The 21,580-nt window shown below is 72.4% G+C and carries 17 protein-coding genes and 2 pseudogenes; 13 read left to right on the forward strand and 6 right to left on the reverse strand.

The features are described from left to right. Positions 1 to 37: 37 nt before the first annotated feature. The gene (locus ACFWEE_RS08545; RefSeq protein WP_386887591.1) at positions 38 to 967 is read left to right on the forward strand and encodes a zinc-binding alcohol dehydrogenase family protein; all 930 of its coding nucleotides are present in this window, start codon (positions 38 to 40) and stop codon (positions 965 to 967) included. Between the two features lie 92 nt (positions 968 to 1,059). Next, a pseudogene (locus ACFWEE_RS08550) lies at positions 1,060 to 1,212 on the forward strand (type II toxin-antitoxin system RelE/ParE family toxin); the annotation flags it as partial. A gap of 290 nt (positions 1,213 to 1,502) precedes the next feature. Here ACFWEE_RS08550 and ychF read toward each other — a convergent pair. Then, positions 1,503 to 2,591 carry a redox-regulated ATPase YchF gene (gene ychF / locus ACFWEE_RS08555; RefSeq protein ID WP_386887593.1) on the reverse strand — a complete coding sequence of 363 codons (1,089 nt, stop codon included), beginning with the start codon at positions 2,589 to 2,591 and terminating at the stop codon, positions 1,503 to 1,505. A 375-nt stretch (positions 2,592 to 2,966) separates the two neighbouring features. Between ychF and ACFWEE_RS08560 the strand changes: the two are divergent. Next, positions 2,967 to 3,393, forward strand: a pseudogene (locus ACFWEE_RS08560) (DUF6542 domain-containing protein); the annotation flags it as partial. 332 nt (positions 3,394 to 3,725) lie between these two features. Here ACFWEE_RS08560 and ppgK read toward each other — a convergent pair. Both ppgK and ACFWEE_RS08570 read right to left on the reverse strand, forming a co-directional pair. Then, positions 3,726 to 4,469, reverse strand: coding sequence for a polyphosphate--glucose phosphotransferase (ppgK, locus tag ACFWEE_RS08565; RefSeq protein ID WP_386887595.1), 744 nt, complete (start codon positions 4,467 to 4,469; stop codon positions 3,726 to 3,728). Between the two features lie 86 nt (positions 4,470 to 4,555). Then, positions 4,556 to 5,545, reverse strand: a complete 990-nt coding sequence (locus tag ACFWEE_RS08570; RefSeq protein ID WP_386887596.1) for a 4-hydroxy-3-methylbut-2-enyl diphosphate reductase — start codon at positions 5,543 to 5,545, stop codon at positions 4,556 to 4,558. 121 nt (positions 5,546 to 5,666) lie between these two features. Here ACFWEE_RS08570 and ACFWEE_RS08575 point away from each other — a divergent pair, with 121 nt between their 5' ends. The 4 genes from ACFWEE_RS08575 (at position 5,667) to ACFWEE_RS08590 (ending at position 9,448) form a co-directional block, all read left to right on the forward strand. Beyond that, complete coding sequence (locus ACFWEE_RS08575; protein ID WP_386887598.1) at positions 5,667 to 7,067, forward strand: APC family permease; 1,401 nt, start codon at positions 5,667 to 5,669, stop codon at positions 7,065 to 7,067. A gap of 95 nt (positions 7,068 to 7,162) precedes the next feature. Beyond that, positions 7,163 to 8,374, forward strand: a complete 1,212-nt coding sequence (gene xseA, locus ACFWEE_RS08580) for an exodeoxyribonuclease VII large subunit (RefSeq protein ID WP_386887600.1) — start codon at positions 7,163 to 7,165, stop codon at positions 8,372 to 8,374. 82 nt (positions 8,375 to 8,456) lie between these two features. Continuing rightward, a complete protein-coding gene (locus tag ACFWEE_RS08585) occupies positions 8,457 to 8,699 on the forward strand; it encodes an exodeoxyribonuclease VII small subunit (protein ID WP_386887602.1) in 243 nt (80 codons plus the stop codon). A gap of 158 nt (positions 8,700 to 8,857) precedes the next feature. Beyond that, entirely contained in the window at positions 8,858 to 9,448 is a 591-nt protein-coding gene (locus tag ACFWEE_RS08590) for a malonic semialdehyde reductase (protein WP_386887604.1), read from the forward strand. 148 nt (positions 9,449 to 9,596) lie between these two features. Here ACFWEE_RS08590 and ACFWEE_RS08595 read toward each other — a convergent pair whose 3' ends face one another. Continuing rightward, the gene (locus tag ACFWEE_RS08595; RefSeq protein WP_386887605.1) at positions 9,597 to 10,115 is read right to left on the reverse strand and encodes a DUF4245 domain-containing protein; all 519 of its coding nucleotides are present in this window, start codon (positions 10,113 to 10,115) and stop codon (positions 9,597 to 9,599) included. 156 nt (positions 10,116 to 10,271) lie between these two features. Between ACFWEE_RS08595 and glpX the strand changes: the two genes are divergently transcribed. Continuing rightward, positions 10,272 to 11,303, forward strand: coding sequence for a class II fructose-bisphosphatase (glpX, locus tag ACFWEE_RS08600; RefSeq protein ID WP_386887606.1), 1,032 nt, complete (start codon positions 10,272 to 10,274; stop codon positions 11,301 to 11,303). Between the two features lie 109 nt (positions 11,304 to 11,412). Here glpX and ACFWEE_RS08605 read toward each other — a convergent pair whose 3' ends face one another. Next, entirely contained in the window at positions 11,413 to 11,787 is a 375-nt protein-coding gene (locus tag ACFWEE_RS08605) for a WhiB family transcriptional regulator (RefSeq protein WP_386887608.1), read from the reverse strand. Positions 11,788 to 12,007: 220 nt separating this feature from the next. Then, a complete protein-coding gene (locus ACFWEE_RS08610) occupies positions 12,008 to 12,703 on the reverse strand; it encodes a DUF1707 domain-containing protein (protein ID WP_386887610.1) in 696 nt (231 codons plus the stop codon). Positions 12,704 to 12,897: 194 nt separating this feature from the next. On the opposite strand from ACFWEE_RS08610, the gene ACFWEE_RS08615 reads away from it, so the two are divergent. From ACFWEE_RS08615 to ACFWEE_RS08635, 5 genes are all read left to right on the forward strand, one after another. Then, a complete protein-coding gene (locus ACFWEE_RS08615) occupies positions 12,898 to 14,565 on the forward strand; it encodes a fumarate hydratase (protein ID WP_386887612.1) in 1,668 nt (555 codons plus the stop codon). 621 nt (positions 14,566 to 15,186) lie between these two features. Then, entirely contained in the window at positions 15,187 to 16,491 is a 1,305-nt protein-coding gene (locus ACFWEE_RS08620) for a M18 family aminopeptidase (protein WP_386887614.1), read from the forward strand. 271 nt (positions 16,492 to 16,762) lie between these two features. Next, complete coding sequence (locus ACFWEE_RS08625) at positions 16,763 to 18,166, forward strand: class II fumarate hydratase (protein ID WP_386887616.1); 1,404 nt, start codon at positions 16,763 to 16,765, stop codon at positions 18,164 to 18,166. 110 nt (positions 18,167 to 18,276) lie between these two features. Beyond that, positions 18,277 to 18,963 carry a DUF402 domain-containing protein gene (locus ACFWEE_RS08630; protein WP_386887617.1) on the forward strand — a complete coding sequence of 229 codons (687 nt, stop codon included), beginning with the start codon at positions 18,277 to 18,279 and terminating at the stop codon, positions 18,961 to 18,963. A gap of 524 nt (positions 18,964 to 19,487) precedes the next feature. Next, positions 19,488 to 21,416: a SpoIIE family protein phosphatase gene (locus tag ACFWEE_RS08635; RefSeq protein WP_386887619.1), complete on the forward strand. Its 1,929-nt coding sequence runs from the start codon at positions 19,488 to 19,490 to the stop codon at positions 21,414 to 21,416. Positions 21,417 to 21,580 lie beyond the last annotated feature (164 nt).

Consider the following 21,580-nt stretch of genomic DNA (forward strand, 5'->3'; position numbering starts at 1 on the left):
CGGAATAGCGCGACTCAGACCCGTGTTGCACCGCCTCATGAAGAGTGTGGGAGCACAGCGATACGGCGGACCCGAGGTGCTGGAGGTCATGGAACTCCCGGACCCCGAAGCGGGTCCGGGCCAGATTCGGGTACGGGTGAGCGCCGCCGCGGTCAACCCGACGGACACTCTGCTGATCAGCGGCGCGGGCCGCCGCGAACCGGGCCCGCCCCTCGTGCCCGGCATGGACGCCGCCGGGGTGGTCGACCAGATCGGCGAGGGCGTACGGACCGACCTGCGCGTCGGAGACCGCGTGATGGCCATCGTGGTGCCGGCGGGCCTGCACGGCGCCTACGCCGAGCGGATCGTCGTCCCTGCCGAGTCCGTCGTACGGGTGCCCATGGGAGCGAGCGACGCCGAGGCGTCGGCCCTCCCGATGAACGCGCTGACCGCCTGGGCGGCGCTGGAATCGCTCGACCTGCCCGACGGCGGAACCGTCGTGGTGACCGGGGCGGCCGGAGCGCTGGGCGGCTACACCATCGAACTGGCCAAGGCCAGGGGCCTGCGGGTCGTCGCCGACGCGGCGCCGAAGGACGAGGAACTCGTCCGCGGCCTGGGCGCCGACCTCGTCCTCCCCCGCGGCGAGGGCTTCCCCGAGGAGGTACGCCGCCACCTGCCCGAAGGGGCCGACGGGCTCGTGGACGGTGCGCACTTCGACCGGGCCGCCCTCCCCGCCGTACGGGACGGGGGCCGGATCGTGACGGTCCGCCGCTACCAGGGCGAGCCCGAACGCGGCATCACCTTCCACCCGGTCCTCGTCTTCCAGCACGCGCTGAACCACGAGGCCCTCGAACACCTGCGGCAGCTCGCCGACGAGAAGGTCCTGACCCCGCGCGTCGCGTACACCCTCCCCGCCCACCGCGCGGCCGACGCCCACCGCGCCCTGTCGGCCGGGGGCGTACGGGGGCGGATCGTGCTGGAGTTCTGACGGGGCCGCCTCCGGACCGGAGGTAGGCCGTGCGCCCAGGGCGCTCCCGGGTGCACGGCCGGGTTCGGGTGCCCACGGTCAGTAGTGGTGGTCCGATCGGCTTCAACACCACCGCGCTCGTGTCACAGCCAGAACGCCGTCGACTGCGGGTCGGCGACTACCGGGTCGTCTACACGATCGACGAGGGAGAGCTCGTCGTGTGGGTCGTCCACGTCGGGCGCCGCTCTCACGTTTGCGACACCTGATCCCCATCGAGGGCCTGCTCACTCAGCTACCCGCATCCCTGATCGCTGGCGGCTCAGCAGCCGCGGGCAGCCTAGCTATCCGCTGCCGGCGAAGCCGGAACGCAGGAGCTGACGCAAGCGATCAGGTTGTCGCAGCGGTTCCGTCCTCGCAGCCCAGCGGAGATGACCGATCGTCAGGAAATCCCGCACCACACCAGCACGGTACGGACGAAGGGGCTGGGCCCTCAAGAGCCCAGCCCCTTCTGATCTGCATGTTTGCCACATCAGCGACGTGGTGTTATTCCATCCGCTCACACATTGAACCGGAACTCCACCACGTCCCCGTCCTGCATGACGTACTCCTTGCCCTCCATGCGGGCCTTGCCCTTCGCGCGGGCTTCGGCGACGGAGCCGGTCTCGACGAGGTCGGCGAAGGAGATGATCTCCGCCTTGATGAAGCCCTTCTGGAAGTCGGTGTGGATCACACCGGCCGCTTCGGGGGCGGTGGCGCCCTTCTTGATCGTCCAGGCGCGGGTCTCCTTGGGGCCTGCCGTGAGGTAGGTCTGGAGGCCCAGGGTGTCGAAGCCGACGCGGCCGAGGGTGGCGAGGCCGGGCTCCTCCTGGCCCATGGACTGGAGGAGTTCCAGGGCCTCCTCGTCGTCCAGCTCGATGAGCTCGGACTCGATCTTGGCGTTGAGGAAGATGGCCTCGGCCGGGGCGACCAGGGCGCGCTGCTCGTTCTTGAAGTCCTCGTCGACCAGCTCGTCCTCGTCGACGTTGAAGACGTAGAGGAACGGCTTGGTGGTGAGGAGGTGCAGCTCGTGGAGGAGGCGGCCCTTCTCGGTGGCGGCGGTGATGCCGGCGGCGAAGAGGGTCTGGCCGGACTCCAGGATCTTCTGGGCCTCCTCGACCGCGGCCAGGACGGCGACCTTCTCCTTCTGGAGGCGGGACTCCTTGGTGAGGCGCGGGACGGCCTTCTCGACGGACTGGAGGTCGGCGAGGATCAGCTCGGTGTTGATCGTCTCGATGTCGTCCTTGGGCGAGACCTTGCCGTCGACGTGGACGACGTTCTCGTCCTTGAAGGCGCGGATGACCTGGCAGATCGCGTCGGACTCACGGATGTTCGCGAGGAACTTGTTGCCCAGGCCCTCGCCCTCGCTCGCGCCGCGCACGATCCCGGCGATGTCCACGAAGTCGACCGTGGCGGGGAGGATCTTCTGCGAGTTGAAGATCCCCGCGAGCGTGTTCAGCCGGGGGTCGGGCACGCCGACGACGCCGACGTTCGGCTCGATGGTGGCGAACGGGTAGTTGGCCGCCAGTACGTCGTTCTTGGTCAGGGCGTTGAACAGGGTCGACTTGCCGACATTCGGCAGACCGACGATTCCGATCGTGAGCGACACGTTGGCGACTTCCTGGAGTGAGGACGGGGCGGAGGGGCGGGGCGTGCCGGGCGGGCCCGGCAGTGGACCGATTCTCCAGTTTACGGGCGGGGCCGACCGTGCCGTCACGGGTCCGGAGCCAAGCGGCGGCGCCCCTCCCCCCGGACTCGGGCGCCGAACAGGGTCCTCATTCGGCCGTGTGACGTCGAACGCAGCCCCAAGCTCGGCCAAAGCGCGTGTCCAACGCCTGATTCACCCTGTTCCGCGACCTACGTTGTCCAGGTGGAGCAGCACAGGACTCGTCCCCCGCAGCGCAGGCAGCCCCAGGAGCCCTCGGCGGCCCCGGCCCCTCAGGGCGGCGGCGCCCCTCTCGCCGAGAGTTCGGCCGTCTACCGCGTGGTCGGCACGCCCGGCGCCCGGCGGAACGTGCCTCCCGTGGTGTCGGCGCTGCGCAGATTCCCGAACCCCCGGCTGACCGGTATCGGCGCGGGACTCTTCGCAGCCGCCGCGATGTTCGTGCTGGCCTGCCTGGTGTGGTTGCTGTTCGACGCGTCCGCGCTCGTCTACGGGGTGCTGTTCGTGCCGGTCAGCGCGTTGACGGCGCTCTGGGTGCGGCCCGCCGACCTGGTGACCGCTCCGATCAGCGTGCCGATCGCGTTCGCCGTCGGTGTGCTGCCGGTCGCCGGGGGCGACGGCGGGCTGGGCGGGCACCTGATGGCGGTCGTCACCGCGCTGGCGGTGCACGCCGGCTGGCTGTACGGGGGCACGCTGGTGGCCGGGGTGATCGCGACCGTGCGCAAGGTCCGGCAGATGCGGCAGCGGCAGCTGCTGCTCGCCGCCCGGGCGCTGCGGCCGGGCGGAGCCGGACAGCAGGCCGGACCACAGGCCGGGGACCGGAACGTGGGCGCCGACGGGCAGCCGGAGGGCCGGCCTCGTCCGGGCAGGCGCTCCCGTCCGGAGACGGCGCGTCCCGCCCCGGGGGTGCGGGGTGGCGCCGTCGGACAGGGTCAGGCCCGCCGCACTCCTCAGGCGTAGGAAGACCTGGGACCCGCCGCGCTCCCCACGGATAGAAGGCGTAGGAGCGAGGCCCTGCTCGCGGCGGACGGCCCGGGCCCGTGACGGCCCGGGGCCCTCCGCCACGGCGAGGTCGGGCCGCTACTTCCCCGCCGCGCGGGCCACCATGGCCGCGCCGACGATGCCGGCGTTGTTCTGCAGCTGGGCCGGGACCATCTCCGCCCGTACGTGCTTGATGAGCGGCAGGAACTTCTCCGCCTTGCGGCTCACTCCGCCGCCGATGATGAACAGCTCGGGCGAGAACAGCATCTCCACGTGGGCGAGGTACTTCTGTACCCGGTGCGCCCAGTGTTCCCAGTTCAGGTCGTTGTCTTCCTTGGCCTTGGTCGACGCGTGCTTCTCCGCGTCGTGGCCGTTCAGCTCCAGGTGGCCCAGCTCGGTGTTGGGCACGAGCCGGCCGTCGGTGAAGACGGCGGAGCCGATGCCGGTGCCGAAGGTGAGCGTGATGACGGTGCCCTTGCGGCCCTTGCCCGCGCCGAAGGTCATCTCGGCGACGCCCGCCGCGTCCGCGTCGTTGAGGATCGTCACGGGACAGCCGAGCCGCTCGGAGAGGAGCGCGCGGGCGTCCAGGTCGACCCAGCCCTTGTCGACATTGGCGGCGGTACGGGTGACGCCGTCGGTGACCACGCCGGGAAAGGTGATGCCGACCGGTCCGGACCAGTTGAAATGGCCGACGACCTCGGCCACGCAGTCGGCCACGCCGTCGGGTACCGCGGGATGCGGTGTCAGCACCTTGTGGCGCTCCTGCGCCAAGTCCCCACGATCCAGGTCCACGGGAGCGCCCTTGATCCCTGAACCGCCGATGTCCACGCCGAAGATCTCCATGGGCACCACGGTAAGGGCAGCGGGCGTCCCGCACGTCCCGAGCGGGCGGGATGTGCGGGAACGCCCTGTTGAACCCGTGCGGAGCGCTACTGCTGGGCGAGGGCGGCGGCCTCGGCGCGCAGGTCGCGGCGGAGCTCCTTGGGCAGCGAGAAGGTGATCGACTCCTCGGCCGTCTTGACCGTCTCCACGTCCGCGTAACCCCGCGCGGCGAGCCACTCCAGCACGCCGTCGACGAGGACGTCGGGCACCGAGGCCCCGGAGGTCAGGCCGACCGTGGTGACGCCTTCCAGCCAGGCCTCGTCGATCTCGGAGGCGAAGTCGACCAGGTGGGCGGCGGGGGCTCCGGCGTCCAGGGCGACCTCGACCATGCGGATCGAGTTGGAGGAGTTCTTGGAGCCGACGACGATGACCAGCTCGGCGTCCTCGGCCAGCTTCTTCACGGCGACCTGGCGGTTCTGCGTGGCGTAGCAGATGTCGTCGCTCGGCGGGGAGAGCAGGTTCGGGAACTTGTTCTTGAGGGCGTCGACCGTCTCCATGGTCTCGTCCACCGAGAGCGTGGTCTGGGAGAGCCAGACGACCTTCGACTCGTCGCGGACCTGGACGTTGGCGACGTCCTCGGGGCCGTCGACCAGCGTGATGTGGTCGGGGGCCTCACCGCTGGTGCCGATGACCTCTTCGTGGCCCTCGTGGCCGATCAGGAGGATGTCGTAGTCCTCCTTGGCGAAGCGGACGGCTTCCTTGTGGACCTTGGTGACGAGCGGGCAGGTGGCGTCGATCGTGGCGAGCCGGCGCTCGGCGGCCTCGGCGTGGACGGTCGGGGCCACGCCGTGCGCGGAGAACATCACGATGGAGCCCTCGGGGACCTCCGCGGTGGTCTCCACGAAGATCGCCCCCTTCTTCTCCAGGGTCTGCACGACGTACTTGTTGTGCACGATCTCGTGGCGTACGTAGACCGGGGCCCCGTACTGCTCCAGGGCCTTCTCGACGGCGATCACGGCACGGTCCACGCCCGCGCAGTAGCCACGGGGAGCGGCGAGCAGGACACGGCGGGCAGGGGTTGCAGTCATGCGTCCCATCGTAAGGCCGTACCGAACAGGCGCGGGCTCCGCCGGGTCGGGAGACTGGGCCGTGATCACCGGGGTACGAGCCCGCCCGCGCCGGCGGGCCCGCCGCCGGACCGGACACCATGGAGGGCCGATGCCGGGAACGGAAACGGGCAGCACCGCGCGGAGCGGGCTGCACCGCACGCTCGGGTTCAGGGACCTGGTGGTCTACGGGCTGCTGTTCATCGCCCCGATGGCTCCGGTGGGCGTGTTCGGCACGCTGGACGCGAAGTCGGACGGCGCGGTGGCGCTGGTCTACGTCGTGGCGACGGTGGTGATGGCGTTCACGGCGTTCAGTTACGCGCAGATGGTGCGGGTGGCCCCGAAGGCGGGGTCGGTGTTCACGTACGCCCGCAAGGGGCTCGGCGAGGTGCCCGGGTTCGTCGCGGGGTGGATGGCGATGCTCGACTACCTGCTCATCCCCGCGGTCGCCTACCTCTTCTCCGGCATCGCGATGAACGCGCTGGTCCCGGAGGTGTCGCGGTGGGTGTGGACGGCGATCGCGGTGGTGGTGACCACGGCGCTCAACCTGTGGGGGGTACGGGCCGCCGCGCGGGTCGGCTTCGCGGTGCTGGCGCTGGAGATCGCGGTGCTGCTGGTGTTCGTGGTGTCGGCGGTGGTGGTGCTGGCACGGGACGGTGCGCAACGCGGCTGGCTGACGCCGCTGACCGGTGACTCCGGGTTCTCGACGACGGCGGTGATCGGGGCGGTGTCGGTGGCGGTCCTCTCCTATCTGGGGTTCGACGCCATCGCCTCGTTCGCCGAGGAGGTGACCGGCGGGTCCGCGAAGGTCGCGCGGGCGGTGCTGTTCTGCCTGGTGCTGGCGGGGGCGCTCTTCGTGGTGCAGTCGTATCTGGCGGCGCTGCTGGAGCCGGTCTCGTCGGCGGAGCTGGCGGCCGATCCGGAGGCGCAGGGCTCGGCGTTCTACGACGCGGTGGACGCCTCGGTCGGCACCTGGCTGCACGACCTGGTGGCGGCGAGCAAGGCGGTGGGGGCGGCGTTCGCGGCGCTGGCCGGGCAGGCGGCTGCCGGGCGGCTGGTCTTCGCGATGGCGCGGGAGCGGCGGCTGCCGTCGTTCCTGGCGCGGGTCGACGCGAAGTCGGGGGTGCCGAGGGTCGCTGTGCTCTGTGCGGCGGTGGTGACGCTGGTGGCGGCGGTCTGGGCGGCCCGGCGCGACGACGGGCTCGACCATCTGGTGTCCGTGGTGAACATCGGGGCGCTGACCGCGTTCGTGCTGCTGCACGCGTCGGTGGTCGGCTGGTTCGTGGTCCGCCGGATGGAGGGCGTGCCGAGCTGGTGGCGCCATCTGGTGGTGCCGGTGCTGGGCGCGGCGGCGCTGGTCGCGGTGATCGTGGAGGCGACGACGAGCGCGCAGGTGGTCGGTGCCTGCTGGTTCGCGGTGGGGCTCGTGGTGGTGGCGGTGCAGGGCGGCCGGCGCCCCTCCGGCGACGAGGAGACCATGGGCCGGGGCGGCGGCACCCGTCCCGGGACCTGAACGGGCGCGGTTGCGTTTCCGTACGGGCACGGTGCGGGGGCGCTCGCGGTGCGTGAACGGGCCCGGTGTCCGCGGTGGCGGCTACGCTCGCCCGTATGGCTCTCAACACGTCCGCGGAAGCCCCGCTGCCCGTCGGTGAGGTGTCCCGGCTCATCGGCGGCTGGATCGACCGGCTCGGCGCGATCTGGGTCGAGGGGCAGATCACGCAGCTGTCGCGGCGGCCGGGCGCGGGCGTCGTCTTCCTGACCCTGCGCGACCCGGCGCACGACATCTCGGTGAGCGTGACGTGTTTCCGGCAGGTCTTCGACCGGATCGCGGACGTGGTGACGGAGGGCGCGCGGGTCGTGGTCCTGGCGAAGCCGGAGTGGTACGCGCCGCGCGGGCAGCTCTCGCTGCGGGCGACGGAGATACGCCCGGTCGGCATCGGTGAGCTGCTGGTACGGCTGGAGCAGCTGAAGAAGTCCCTCGCCTCCGAGGGGCTCTTCGCGCTGGACCGGAAGAAGCCGCTGCCGTTCCTGCCGCAGCTGATCGGGCTGGTCTGCGGGCGGGCGTCGGCCGCCGAGCGCGACGTGCTGGAGAACGCGCGGCGCCGCTGGCCCGCGGTCCGCTTCGAGGTGCGCAACACCGCCGTGCAGGGCGTCCACGCGGTCGACCAGGTGGTCCGGGCGGTCCAGGAGCTGGACGCGACGCCCGAGGTCGACGTGATCGTCGTCGCGCGCGGCGGCGGCAGCGTGGAGGACCTGCTGCCGTTCTCGGACGAGGCGCTGATCCGGGCCGTCGCCGCCTGCCGTACGCCGGTGGTGTCCGCGATCGGGCACGAGCCGGACTCCCCGCTGCTGGACCTGGTCGCGGACCTGCGCGCGTCGACGCCCACGGACGCGGCGAAGAAGGTCGTACCGGACGTGGGCGAGGAGCTGGACCGGGTCCAGCAGCTGCGGGACCGGGCGCTGCGGACCGTACGCGGGCTGCTGGACCGCGAGGAGCGGGGGCTGGCGCACGCGCTCGGCCGGCCGGCGATGGAGCGCCCGCAGCGGCTGGTGGACGAGCGGGCCGCCGAGGTGGAGGCGCTGGCCGGGCGCAGCCGCCGGGTGCTGGGGCATCTGCTGGACCGGGCCGAGTCGGAGATCGCGCACACCCTGGCCCGGGTGGTATCGCTCTCCCCGGCGGCGACCCTGGAGCGCGGGTACGCGGTGCTCCAGCGGGCGGACGGCCAGGTGGTGCGGTCCCCCGAGGAGGCGGGCGCCGCCGGTGAGGTGCTGCGGGCGCGGGTGTCGGAGGGCGAGTTCTCGGTACGGGTGGAGGGGTGAGCCGGCTCCGGCGGTGTCCGGCGGATCGCGGCCGGGATCGCGGCAGGGACCGCTGTCGGTGCGCGCACATAGAGTGGGCGGCATGACGGACGACGGGACGACCACCGCCGGTGCGACCGGCACGCTCGGTTACGAGCAGGCGCGCGACGAGCTGATCGAGGTCGTGCGCCGGCTGGAGGCGGGCGGCACCACGCTGGAGGAGTCGCTGGCGCTCTGGGAGCGCGGCGAGGAGCTGGCGAAGGTGTGCCGCCGCTGGCTGGAGGGTGCCCGCGCCCGCCTCGACGCGGCCCTGGCCGGGCCGGAGGACGGCGCGCCGACGGAGTGACCGGCGCAGCTGTCAGGTGATCGCCTCCTGGGTGGTGCCCATAGGGCTGGGGCGTATGGCGTGGATCACGACGGACCCGATTTAGTTGAAAGTTAATCTACCTCTCGGCTACGGTGACTCCGTCGCTCACATCCGGACGTCCAGAAGGTAGAACGCGCATGTCCCTCGCCCTTGACCCCGCCGCGCAGGCCCTCCTCTTCACCGAGGCCCGCACCGCCAACACCTTCTCCGACGAGCCGGTGACCGACGAGCAGATCCAGGCGATCTACGAGCTGGTCAAGTACGGCCCCACCGCCTTCAACCAGTCGCCGCTGCGCGTCGTCCTGGTCCGCTCCGAGGAGGGCCGCGCCCGCCTCGTCGAGCACATGGCCGAGGGCAACCGCCCGAAGACCGCCTCCGCGCCGCTGGTCGCGATCCTCGCCGCCGACAACGAGTTCCACGAGGAGCTCCCGGCGCTCATGCCGCACTTCCCGCAGGCCAAGGACGCGTTCTTCTCCGAGCGCCCGGTCCGCGAGCAGTCGGCCGCCCTGAACGCCGCCCTCCAGGCCGCCTACTTCATCGTCGGCGTCCGCGCCGCCGGCCTGGCCGCCGGCCCGATGACCGGCTTCGACGCCGAGGGCATCGAGAAGGAGTTCCTGGACGGCGACCACAAGCTGCTCATGGTCGTCAACATCGGCAAGCCGGGCGAGGACGCCTGGTTCCCGCGCCTGCCGCGCCTGTCGTACGACGAGGTCGTCACCACCGTCTGACCGGTCCGGCCGCGCGCGCCGCGACGGCCACGGACATGGAGAAGCCCGGAACACCTGAGGTGTTCCGGGCTTCTCCGCGTCTGCGGGCCGGGGACCGGAAACGGCCGGGAAAGGCGCCGGCAGGAAGGCCGGAGCGGGGCGCCGGGGCTCAGGACGTGGTGAGCGCGGTGGCCATCGCGACCAGCTGCTTCGTGGGGGCGGAGCCGGTGACCACCGTGGTGGCGCCCTCGGAGTGCAGCACCAGGGCGTCGTACTTCGCGCCCTTCCAGTACTGCCACTCCTGACCGGCGACCGTCTCGGTGCGGCCGGTGTCCTCGGCGTCCTGGCTGACGTCGGGGACGTACTTCTTCGCGGGCGAGGTGGACTGCTCCACCGCGACGTACCTGCCGTCGGGGTCGATGAAGCCCAGGTGCCAGCTGCTGCCGTCGGCGCCGTCGTACGAGACGGAGGTCGCCTTCCAGCCGTCGGGGAGTCCGGACGGGGCGGCCACCGGGTACGGGGCCGCGCGGCGCGCGGTCGCGAGTTCGACGCGGTAGTCGACGGCCTGGACCGGGTCGGCCTTGTCGTCGTGCGGAACGAAGACGTAGATGACGCCGGCCGCGGCGACGATCAACACCAACGACAGGAACATGTCCCGGATTGTCTGCTTGCCTCGCTTGCTTGCCACGGATACATGGTGGCATGCGGCCCGCGCGCGACCGCCCGGGACCCCGGCCCGAGCTTTCGCGCTCATCCGTGGGGCGCCCTGCTCATTTTATCGGCCTACCGATAGAGTCGAAGCACGCTCAATTCCGGTCGTCGTCGTACAGAAAGGCGTGCTCCGATGCCCGAGCACCATCTGCCGTCCCAGCTGGAAGTCTCTCCGGAGGCCCCCGACCGCAACCTCGCCCTCGAACTGGTCCGGGTCACCGAGGCCGCCGCCATGGCCGCCGGCCGGTGGGTCGGGCGCGGCGACAAGATCGGTGCCGACGGAGCCGCGGTGAGGGCCATGCGGACCCTCGTCTCCACGGTCTCCATGAACGGTGTGGTCGTCATCGGCGAAGGGGAGAAGGACGAGGCCCCGATGCTCTTCAACGGCGAACGGGTCGGCGACGGCACCGGCGCCGAGGTCGACATCGCCGTGGACCCGATCGACGGCACCACGCTCAACGCCAAGGGCATGCCCAACGCCATCGCGGTGCTGGCCGCCGCCGACCGGGGGGCGATGTTCGACCCGTCGGCCGTCTTCTACATGGACAAGCTGGTGACCGGGCCCGAGGCCGCCGACTTCGTCGACATCGACGCACCCGTCGCGGTCAACATCAGGCGGGTCGCGAAGGCGAAGCACTCCACACCCGAGGACGTCACCGTCGTCGTGCTCGACCGCCCGCGCCACGAGGGCATCGTGAAGGAGATCCGGGACACCGGCGCCCGGATCAAGTTCATCTCGGACGGCGACGTGGCCGGTTCGATCATGGCCGCCCGCGAGGGCACCGGCGTCGACCTGCTCATGGGCATCGGCGGCACGCCCGAGGGCATCATCTCGGCCTGCGCCATAAAGTGCCTGGGCGGTGTCATCCAGGGCAAGCTGTGGCCGAAGGACGAGGCCGAGCGGCAGAAGGCCCTGGACGCCGGGCACGACCTGGGCCGGGTGCTGTCGACGGACGACCTGGTCGGCGGCGACAACGTGTTCTTCGTGGCGACCGGGATCACCGACGGCGAACTGATGCGCGGAGTCCGCTACCGGGCGGAGACCGCCACCACCGAATCGATCGTGATGCGGTCCAAGTCGGGCACGATCCGCACCATCTCGTCCACGCACCGGCTGTCGAAGCTGCGCGCGTACAGCGCGATCGACTTCGACCGGGCGCAGTAGGGCCCGCGTCGCGCCGACACCACCCACGGCGCACCGACAGCACGCAGCGCGCCGACGGGACGCGAAGGGGGCCACCGGGCGGGTGGCCCCCTTCGCGTCCGTCCGCGGGTCAACCAGCGGCGGCGATCGGCCCCTTGGCCGCCGCGGCAGCCTTGAGCTCCACGTCGCGCCGACGCCTGCGGGCCAGGACCACCCGGCGCTCGGCGGCGGTGAGACCGCCCCAGACCCCGTACGGCTCCGGCTGCATCAGGGCATGTTCCTGACACTCCACCATGACGGGGCAGCGGGCGCAGACCCGCTTCGCGGCGTCCTCACGGGACAGCCGGGCGGCTGTCGGCTCCTTCGACGGCGCGAAGAAGAGCCCGGCTTCGTCCCGGCGGCACACCGCCTCGGAATGCCAGGGGCCCGCCTGGTCTTCCCGTGCGGGAGCACGCTGAGCGGGCACAGCGGCGACCTGCAGGGGCTGATGAGGCAGTTGCAGCACGGTCTACTCCTGACGACGGCTTCGCGAGCGAGAGACGATGCAGGATTCTTTACCCGCTGTACGCACAGCTATGCGCTGAGTGGCACCGCCGAACGGGGCGTGCAAGAGGGCTCGGCCCGCACTCTGGCCGAATATCGCTTCCCGCCCCCGTCACGCACCGCGGTTCCGCCCCGCCCGGGCCCGCCGCGCACCCCTTGGCGGGCGTGCGGCGGCCGGTCGCTCAGTGGCCGAGGTGCTTGCGCAGCTGGCGCTGGAGGTTCTCGATCAGCTTGCCGCGCTTGGGCTTGGCCTCGACGTTTCCGAAGACGGAGTACCCGTTGACGACGACGACCGGCGCCTCCGGATCGGGGGACTCGGTGTTCTCCACCTCGAAGTTGGCGAAGATCCCGGTGCCGCTGCCGCGCAGGGTGATGTTCTCCGGCACCTTGACTTCGACATTGCCGAAAATCGACGTCGCGTTGATGACCGTGAGCCGCTGCCCGAACAACGCCTCGGTCAGGTCGATCTCCACCGTGCCGAAGAGCGCGAACGCGTGGGTGCGCCCGCCGACCCGCCAACGGCCCCTGCGCGTGGCGCTGCTGAAGACCGCGACGAGCTTCTCCGCGTCGGCGGGGGCGCCCCCCGCCTCGTACGCGAAGGGGCTCGCCGTCGCGCGCCCCGGCGCGGGGCTCCCGGCGGCGGGGAGATCGCTCACCAGGGGCTCCAACTCGCCGACGGTCTTGGCGCGGTAGACGAGTTCGACCCGCTCCGCGTGCTCCTCGGCGGTCAGCCGGCCTACGGCCACCGCCTCCCGCAGGATGTCCGCGATCCGGTCGCGGTCGGCGTCGGACGCGCGGATGCCGGAGGGCCCGGAGGACGGGGCGGCGGCCGTGGCCGTCGGCCGCGGGGACTGCTGAGGCTGCTTTTCGAGGTCCACCGGCCCAGCGTACCCAAACGCGATAGATCGCGACTAGGGCGTGTGTCGAAAGTGGCGCCGTCCGCCCGACCCCGCGCAGCGGGATCGCCGGGTGAGCCTTACCTCACAGACCCGGCCTCCCTCCCGAGCTCTACCCTGGTGGGTGCGCTGTCCAAGGGAGGTCAGCCGCTGTCACCGAGTGAGGAATGGCCGAAATGCCAGAGTTTGCGTACTCCGATCTGCTCCCCGTGGGAGAGGACACCACGCCGTACCGGCTGGTGACCTCCGAAGGCGTTTCGACCTTCGAGGCCGACGGCCGTACGTTCCTCAAGGTGGCGCCCGAGGCGCTGCGCACGCTGGCCGCCGAGGCGATGCACGACATCTCCCACTACCTGCGCCCCACCCACCTCGCCCAGCTGCGGCGGATCGTCGACGACCCGGAGGCGTCCTCGAACGACAAGTTCGTGGCGCTGGACCTGCTGAAGAACGCGAACGTCGCCGCCGCCGGCGTACTTCCCATGTGCCAGGACACCGGCACGGCCATCGTCATGGGCAAGCGCGGCCAGAACGTGCTGACCGAGGGCGGTGACGAGGAGGCGCTGTCGCACGGCATCTTCGACGCGTACACCAAGCTCAACCTGCGGTACTCGCAGATGGCTCCGCTCACCATGTGGGAGGAGAAGAACACCGGCTCCAACCTGCCCGCGCAGATCGAGCTGTACGCCACCGACGGCGGCGCGTACAAGTTCCTCTTCATGGCGAAGGGCGGCGGCTCGGCCAACAAGTCGTTCCTCTACCAGGAGACGAAGGCAGTCCTGAACGAGGCCTCCATGATGAAGTTCCTGGAGGAGAAGATCCGTTCGCTGGGCACCGCGGCCTGCCCGCCGTACCACCTGGCGATCGTGGTCGGCGGCACGTCGGCGGAGTTCGCGCTGAAGACCGCCAAGTACGCCTCCGCGCACTACCTCGACGAGCTGCCCGGCGAGGGCTCCCCGACCGGGCACGGCTTCCGGGACAAGGAGCTGGAGGAGAAGGTCTTCGAGCTGACGCAGAAGATCGGGATCGGCGCGCAGTTCGGCGGCAAGTACTTCTGCCACGACGTGCGCGTGGTCCGCCTCCCCCGGCACGGCGCCTCGCTGCCGGTGGCCATCGCCGTCTCCTGCTCCGCCGACCGCCAGGCGACCGCGAAGATCACCGCCGAGGGCGTCTTCCTGGAGCAGCTGGAGACCGACCCGGCGCGCTTCCTGCCGGACACCACGGACGAGCACCTCGACGAGTCCGGTGACGTGGTGCGGATCGACCTCAACCGGCCGATGGAGGAGATCCTCGCCGAGCTGACCAAGTACCCGGTCAAGACGCGTCTCTCGCTGACCGGTCCGCTGGTCGTGGCGCGCGACATCGCGCACGCCAAGATCAAGGAGCGGCTGGACGCCGGCGAGGAGATGCCGCAGTACCTCAAGGACCACCCGGTCTACTACGCGGGCCCGGCGAAGACGCCCGAGGGGTACGCCTCCGGGTCCTTCGGCCCGACGACGGCCGGCCGGATGGACAGCTACGTCGAGCAGTTCCAGGCGGCGGGCGGCTCCAAGGTGATGCTCGCGAAGGGCAACCGGAGCAAGCAGGTCACCGACGCCTGCGGCACGCACGGCGGGTTCTACCTGGGCTCGATCGGCGGCCCGGCCGCCCGGCTGGCGCAGGACTGCATCAAGAAGGTCGAGGTCGTCGAGTACGAGGAGCTCGGCATGGAGGCGGTCTGGCGGATCGAGGTCGAGGACTTCCCCGCGTTCGTCGTGGTGGACGACAAGGGCAACGACTTCTTCACCGAGCCCGCCCCGGCGCCGACCTTCACCAGCATCCCGGTGCGCGGCCCCGGCCTCGCCTGACCCGTCCGGGCCCGCGGACCCCGATCCGCGCAGCCCGATCCGTACGCACGAAGGCACCCCGACAGCCTTCCCAGGGGCGTTCCGGCCGGTGACATCCGGCCGGGGCGCCCCGCGCGTTTTCCCGGAGCCGCCGCGGAGCGCCGCCGCGAGCGCACCGGCGGGCGCACCGGCGAATTCAAGCCAATTTCGCGCAATGCCGCCAGGTGACGGCCGCTCTTCCCGGGGCGGCGGAGCGGCGGCGCGCGGGCAGCGGTCCGTACCCGGCGGCGCGATCCCCGCGGAGCACATCCGGCGCGCGCGGACAGCGAATTCGGCCCGGCACCCGGTGGCGCGGGCAGATGGCCCCCGCCCACCGGTGCCGCCGCGACCCCGTGGTCCGGGGGGCCGGCCGGTACCCGGACCACCGCCCCTTTCCCGCAGCGCGCCCGGGGGCGGGCTTGCGCGGCGCCCGGCGTCTGCGGTGGGTTGAGCGCGTCCGGCCCAGATCCGCCGGGCACCCCCACCGCCCGCACGAGCCGTGCGCGCGCAACTCGCCCCCGTGCCGCGAGCGGCGGGGAGATCGCCGACAACCCCCCGTGCCCCACCCTCGCGGTCGCACACCACCGGAAAGGCGGACGACGTATGACGCCGGCCCCCCACCGAAGCCACACCGACGACCTGCTGGCCTTCATCGCGGCCAGCCCCTCCCCCTACCACGCGGTGGCGAGCGCCGTGACGCGCCTGGAGAAGGCGGGATTCCGCGAGTTGCGCGGCACGGACGACTGGAGCGGTACGACCGGCGGCTGTTACGTCGCCCGCGCGGGCGCGCTGATCGCCTGGTACGTCCCCGAGGACGCGCCCGTGCACACCCCCCTGCGGATCGTCGGCTGTCACACCGACTCGCCGAACCTGCGGGTGAAGCCGAACCCCGACACCGGGACCGCGGGCTGGCGCCAGCTCGGTGTCGAGATCTACGGCGGGGTGCCGCTGAACACCTGGCTCGACCGCGACCTGGGCATCAGCGGCCGGCTCACCCTGCGCGGCGGCACCCCCGGCGCCCCGCGCGAGCTGCTGGTCCGGATCGACGAGCCGCTGCTGCGCGTCCCGCAGCTCGCCATCCACCTCGACCGGAGGGTCAACGAGGGGGCGTTGCTGGACCCGCAGCGCCACCTCGCCCCGGTGTGGTCGCTCGGCGCACCCGAGGAGGGCGCGCTGCTGCGCCGGGTCGCGGCGGCGGCCGGCGCGGACCCGGCGGACGTGCTCGGCTGGGACCTGATGCTGCACGACGTCCAGCCGCCCGGATACCTGGGCGTGGAGCGGGAGTTCGTGGTCGCGCCCCGCCTGGACAACCTGGTCTCCGTGCACGCGGGCGTCACCGCGCTGGCGGACGCCGCCTGCGCCGGCGAGCAGCCCCGGTACATCCCGGTGCTGGCCGCCTTCGACCACGAGGAGGTCGGCAGCGCCTCGCAGACCGGGGCGCAGAGCCCGCTGCTGGAGCGGGTGCTGTCGCGCGCGGTGGCGGCGCGCGGCGGGAGCGCGGAGGACTGGGCCCGGGCGCTGGCCGGTTCCTTCTGCGTCTCGGCCGACATGACCCACGCCGTGCACCCCAACTACCAGGAACGCCACGACCCGGGCCACCACCCGCTGCCGAACGGCGGCCCGACGGTGAAGGTCAACACCAACCAGCGGTACGCCTCCGACGGCACGGGGATCGCGCTCTTCCGCGAGGCCTGCGACCGGGCCGGGGTGCCGTGGCAGTCCTTCGCCGCCAACAACGCGATGCCCTGCGGTACGTCGATCGGCCCGCTGACCGCCGCCCGGCTCGGGGTGACCACGCTCGACGTCGGGGTCCCCGGCCTCTCCATGCACTCGGCGCGCGAGCTGTGCGGAGCCGAGGACCCGGCGTATCTGGCGGCGGCGCTGTCCGCCGTGCTGACGGCCGCCTGAGCGCGCAGAACCGGAGGGCCCGCGTCCTCGTCCCCCGCGTGCCGTGTGCGCGCGGGGCAGGGGTGCGGGAGAGGGTGGCTCCGGGGCGGGGCGGGCGGTGTCCGGTGGATCTCGGCCCGGCACCGGCCTGGCCCCGGCACCGGTCCGGCCCCGGCCCGGCCGCCCCGACCCGGCCCCGGCCTTGGTCGTAGCCCCGGCCCTGATCCGCCGCCCCTTCGGGGGAATAGCCCCGCGGCGGGGCGCGCTCAACCGCACAGGAGGTTCGAACAACATGACCGATGCACAGGACCCGGCGGAATTCCGTGTCGAGCACGACTCGATGGGCGAGGTGAGGGTCCCGGCGGACGCCAAGTGGCGTGCGCAGACCCAGCGGGCGGTGGAGAACTTCCCCGTCTCCGGCCAGCGTCTCGAACGCGCCCACATCGAGGCGCTGGCCCGGATCAAGGCGGCGGCGGCCAAGGTCAACGCCGGTCTGGGGGTGCTCGATCCGGAGGTCGCCGAGGCGATCCAGGGAGCCGCAGCGGAGGTGGCGGAGGGCCGGTGGGACGACCACTTCCCGGTCGACGTGTTCCAGACCGGCTCCGGGACCTCGTCCAACATGAACACGAACGAGGTGATCGCCACCCTCGCCTCCGAACGGCTCGGCCGTGACGTGCACCCCAACGACCACGTCAACGCCTCGCAGTCCTCGAACGACGTCTTCCCGTCCTCGATCCACATCGCCGCCACCGCCGCCGTCACCGGCGATCTCGTCCCCGCCCTGGAGCACCTGGCCGCGTCGCTGGAGCGCAAGGCGCGGGAGTTCGCGGAGGTCGTCAAGTCGGGGCGTACCCACCTCATGGACGCGACGCCCGTCACCCTTGGACAGGAGTTCGGTGGGTACGCGGCGCAGATCTCCTACGGCGTCGAGCGCCTGCGCGCCTCCCTGCCCCGGCTCGCCGAGCTCCCGCTGGGCGGTACGGCGGTGGGCACCGGGATCAACACCCCGCCCGGCTTCTCCGCCGCGGTGATCGCGGAGATCGCCGGTACGACGGGGCTGCCGCTGACGGAGGCCCGCAACCACTTCGAGGCGCAGGGGGCGCGGGACGGGCTCGTCGAGGTCTCGGGCCAGTTGCGTACGGTCGCGGTCTCGCTGACCAAGATCTCCAACGACCTGCGGTGGATGGCCTCCGGGCCGCGCACCGGGCTGGCCGAGATCGCGCTGCCCGACCTCCAGCCGGGGTCCTCGATCATGCCGGGCAAGGTGAACCCGGTGATCCCGGAGGCGGTGCTGATGGTCGCGGCGCAGGTGATGGGGAACGACGCCACGGTCGCGGTGGCCGGCGCGGCGGGGAACTTCGAGCTGAACGTGATGATGCCGGTCATCGCGAAGAACCTGCTGGAGTCGGTGCGGCTGCTCGCCAACGCCGCACGGCTGCTGGCGGACCGCACGGTGGACGGCATCACCGCCGACACCGCACGGTCCCGCGCCTACGCGGAGTCCTCGCCCTCGGTGGTGACCCCGCTGAACAAGTACCTCGGGTACGAGGAGGCCGCCAAGGTCGCCAAGAAGTCGCTGGCCGACGGCGCGACGATCCGCGAGACCGTGCTGGCCTCCGGCTACGTGGAGCGGGGCGATCTGACGGTGGAGCAGCTGGACGCGGCGCTGGACGTCCTGCGCATGACCAGGCCGTGAAGTCCCCGTCCCGGACGGATCGTCAGGTTCGGCTGACGATCCGTCGGGGTCCGGACGGCGAGGTGATACGTATCGCAGCGCCCGCGCGGCGGCGTCCGTAAGATCTGTTCATGGAAGGTACGGGAGAGCACACACGCTGGGCGCCCGGGGACCAGATCCTCTGGCGCTACCGGGACAAGGGCAGCGAGTTCGGGGCCACGCACGCTCCGCCGCTGCGCATCTGCCGTCCGGTCACGGTCGTGCAGGACACCGAGGACCTCCTCGCCGTCTGGATGGCGCCGGGCACCGAGTGCGTACGGCCGGTGCTCGCGAACGGCACCGAGGTGCACGCGGAACCCCTGGCCACCCGCTACACCGTGCCGCGCACCACGGACCGGTACACCTGGTGGGGCATGGGTGTACTGAAGCTCGCGCGGCCGGGCGAGCCCTGGTCGGTCTGGCTCTTCTGGGACCGGGGCTGGGTCTTCCGGAACTGGTACGTCAACTTCGAGGAACCACTCACTCGTTGGAGTTCTGGAGTGGATTCCGAGGATCACTTCCTCGACATCTCGGTGAACCCCGACCGGAGCTGGAAGTGGCTCGACGAGGACGAGTTCGCACAGGCCCAGCGGGTCGGCCTGATGGACCCCGGCACGGCCGCGCGGGTACGCAGGGCAGGGCGTGCGGCGGTCTCGGTGATCGAGGCGTGGGGGTCCCCGTTCCGGGACGGCTGGGAGCACTGGCGGCCCGATCCGGCCTGGCCCGTCCCGGCGCTGCCGGATGACTGGGACCGCACCCGCGCGCGTACGCCGTCGTGAGACTCTTGAATCACCCGTGGGGGGCGCCCGTAGGATCAGCCTCCCGAGGGCCCGTGCGCGACAACCCGCGTACCGGCCACCGGACCTGACCGCATGTCACAGGCGACACCGCACACGCCGTACCACCCGCACGGGCCGCAGCCCGGACGGACCGCACGGTCGCGGACGCCACTACGAGGGGGTGGAGGCGTGGTGCTCGCACGAGCGGGTGGACACCCCGGCACGGCCGCCCCCGCGGCCGAGGCGGTCCGGGCGGCCGGGACGGCACCGGGCCCAAAGGCGGCGTGCTCCGTCGGCATCGCGTGCTCCGCCGGCATCGCGGGCTTCGTCGGCACCTCGGGCACCTCGGACACCTCGGACACCGAAAACGTTGTCAGCGCCCGGTCACGTGTGCGCAAGGTTTCGGCCCCGCGCGCGGCGGTCACGCGTGAGCGCCGTTGTTCCCACCGCTCTCACCGGGGCAGAGTGTCGCCCCACGAGGTGACTGCCTCATACAACCGGCCCGGACGGACGGAACCCCACGCGTGACGGAGCACCCCACCTCCCACGAAGGCCACCGGCCTCTCGCCGCCCGGCCGCAGGAACGCACCCGGCCCCGGCAGCAGGACGCCGCGCCGGCCGGCGCGACGCCCGCGGCCATCCCGGGACCCGCCGGAGCGCCCAGAGCCCCCGGCGCCGCCCCCGCCGCCGCCCCCGCCGCCCTCGCCGTGCCCGACCCGCAGGCGGCGGCGCGGCGCGAGGGCGACCGGCTGCGGTTCGTCGGCGCGGCCACCCGCCGGATCGCCCGGGGCATCGATCTCGACGAGATCGTGCTCGGGCTCTGCCGGGCCAGCGTGCCGACCTTCTGCGACGAGATCCTCATCTACCTGCGCGATCCGCTGCCGGTGGGCGACGAACGGCCGGTGGAGCCGTTCGTGCTGCGGCTGCGGCGCAGCGACCGGCTGCGGACGGCCGAGGAGGACGTGGACGCGCTCCACGACCCCGAACGGCTCAGACCCCCGGTGATCGACCCGGGGACCGATCTGCTGCCCGTCGCGGATCTCTGCGAGGTCCGCACCGGCGGCGCGCTCGGCGAGGTGCTGCGCGGGGTGCGCCCCGTCTTCGGCGACAACGCGGCGGCCCGGTCGGCCCTGCCGGAGCTGCTCGGCTCCGGGCGGCCCGCGCCCACCGGCCACCGCGCGATCCTGGCCCCGCTGCGCGGCCGTCGGCGGGTCATCGGCTCGGCCGTCTTCCTGCGCACCACCGACCGCGCCCCCTTCGAGGCGAACGACCTGCTGGTCGCGGCGCAGCTGGCGACGCACACCGCGCTCGGCATCGACAAGGCCGTCCTCTACGGCCGCGAGGCGTACATCGCGGACGAGCTCCAGCGCACCATGCTGCCGGACTCGCTGCCGCAGCCCACCGGGGTACGGCTCGCCTCCCGCTACCTCCCGGCGGCCGAGACCGCCCGGGTCGGCGGCGACTGGTACGACGCGATCCCGCTGCCGGGCAGCCGGGTCGCGCTGGTCGTGGGCGACGTCATGGGCCACTCGATGACCTCGGCCGCGATCATGGGGCAGCTGCGCACCACCGCGCAGACGCTCGCCGGTCTCGACCTGCCGCCGCAGGAGGTCCTGCACCACCTGGACGAGCAGGCGCAGCGGCTCGGCGAGAACCGCATGGCGACCTGCCTGTACGCGGTGTACGACCCGGTGGCGCACCGCATCACGGTCGCCAACGCCGGGCATCCGCCGCCGGTGCTGCTGCACCTCGGCGGGCGTGCGGAGGTGCTGGACGTGCCGGCCAACGCCCCGATCGGGGTGGGCGGGGTCGATTTCGAGGCGGTGGAGCTGGAGGCGCCCGCCGGCGGCACGCTGCTGCTGTACACGGACGGCCTGGTGGAGTCGCGGGTACGGGACGTGTGGACCGGCATCGAGCAGCTGCGGGAGCGGCTGGCCGCGACCGCCCGGCTGACCGGCCCGGACCACTCGCCGCCGCTGGAGGCGCTCTGCGACGACGTGCTCGACATGCTCGGGCCGGGCGACCGGGACGACGACATCGCGCTGCTGGCGGCCCGCTTCGACGGGATCGCGCCGAACGACGTGGCGTACTGGTCCCTGGACCCGGAGGACTCGGCGCCGGGCCGGGCCCGTCGGCTGGCCCGGGGCGCGCTGGAGCGCTGGGAGCTGGACGCCGACCTCTCGGACGAGGTGGAGCTGCTGGTCAGCGAGGTGGTCACCAATGCCGTGCGGTATGCCGAGCGGCCGGTGACGCTGCGGCTGCTGCGGACCGACATCCTGCGCTGCGAGGTCGGCGACGACTCGCCGCAGCTGCCCCGCCAGCGCCGGGCCCGGGAGACCGACGAGAACGGGCGCGGTCTGTTCCTGGTGAACCGGCTGGCCCGGCGGTGGGGGGCGACACGGCTCTCCTCGGGCAAGGTGGTCTGGTTCGAGATGGCGGCCCGGGGACAGTAGAGAGGGCGTACCGGGGTGGGAGGCCCTGCCGGGGGCCGGCGCACGTGTTGCCGACCCCGGGGCCGGAGAGTTGACTCGGTCCCGAACGTCACAGCGGCCTGGTGGGTGTCCGGTGGTTCGACACCGGGCGCCCCCCCGCCGGCCCCCCCCCGCCCCCCCCCCCG

Source organism: Streptomyces sp. NPDC060184, assembly GCF_042728795.1.
Taxonomy (GTDB): Bacteria; Actinomycetota; Actinomycetes; order Streptomycetales; family Streptomycetaceae; genus Streptomyces.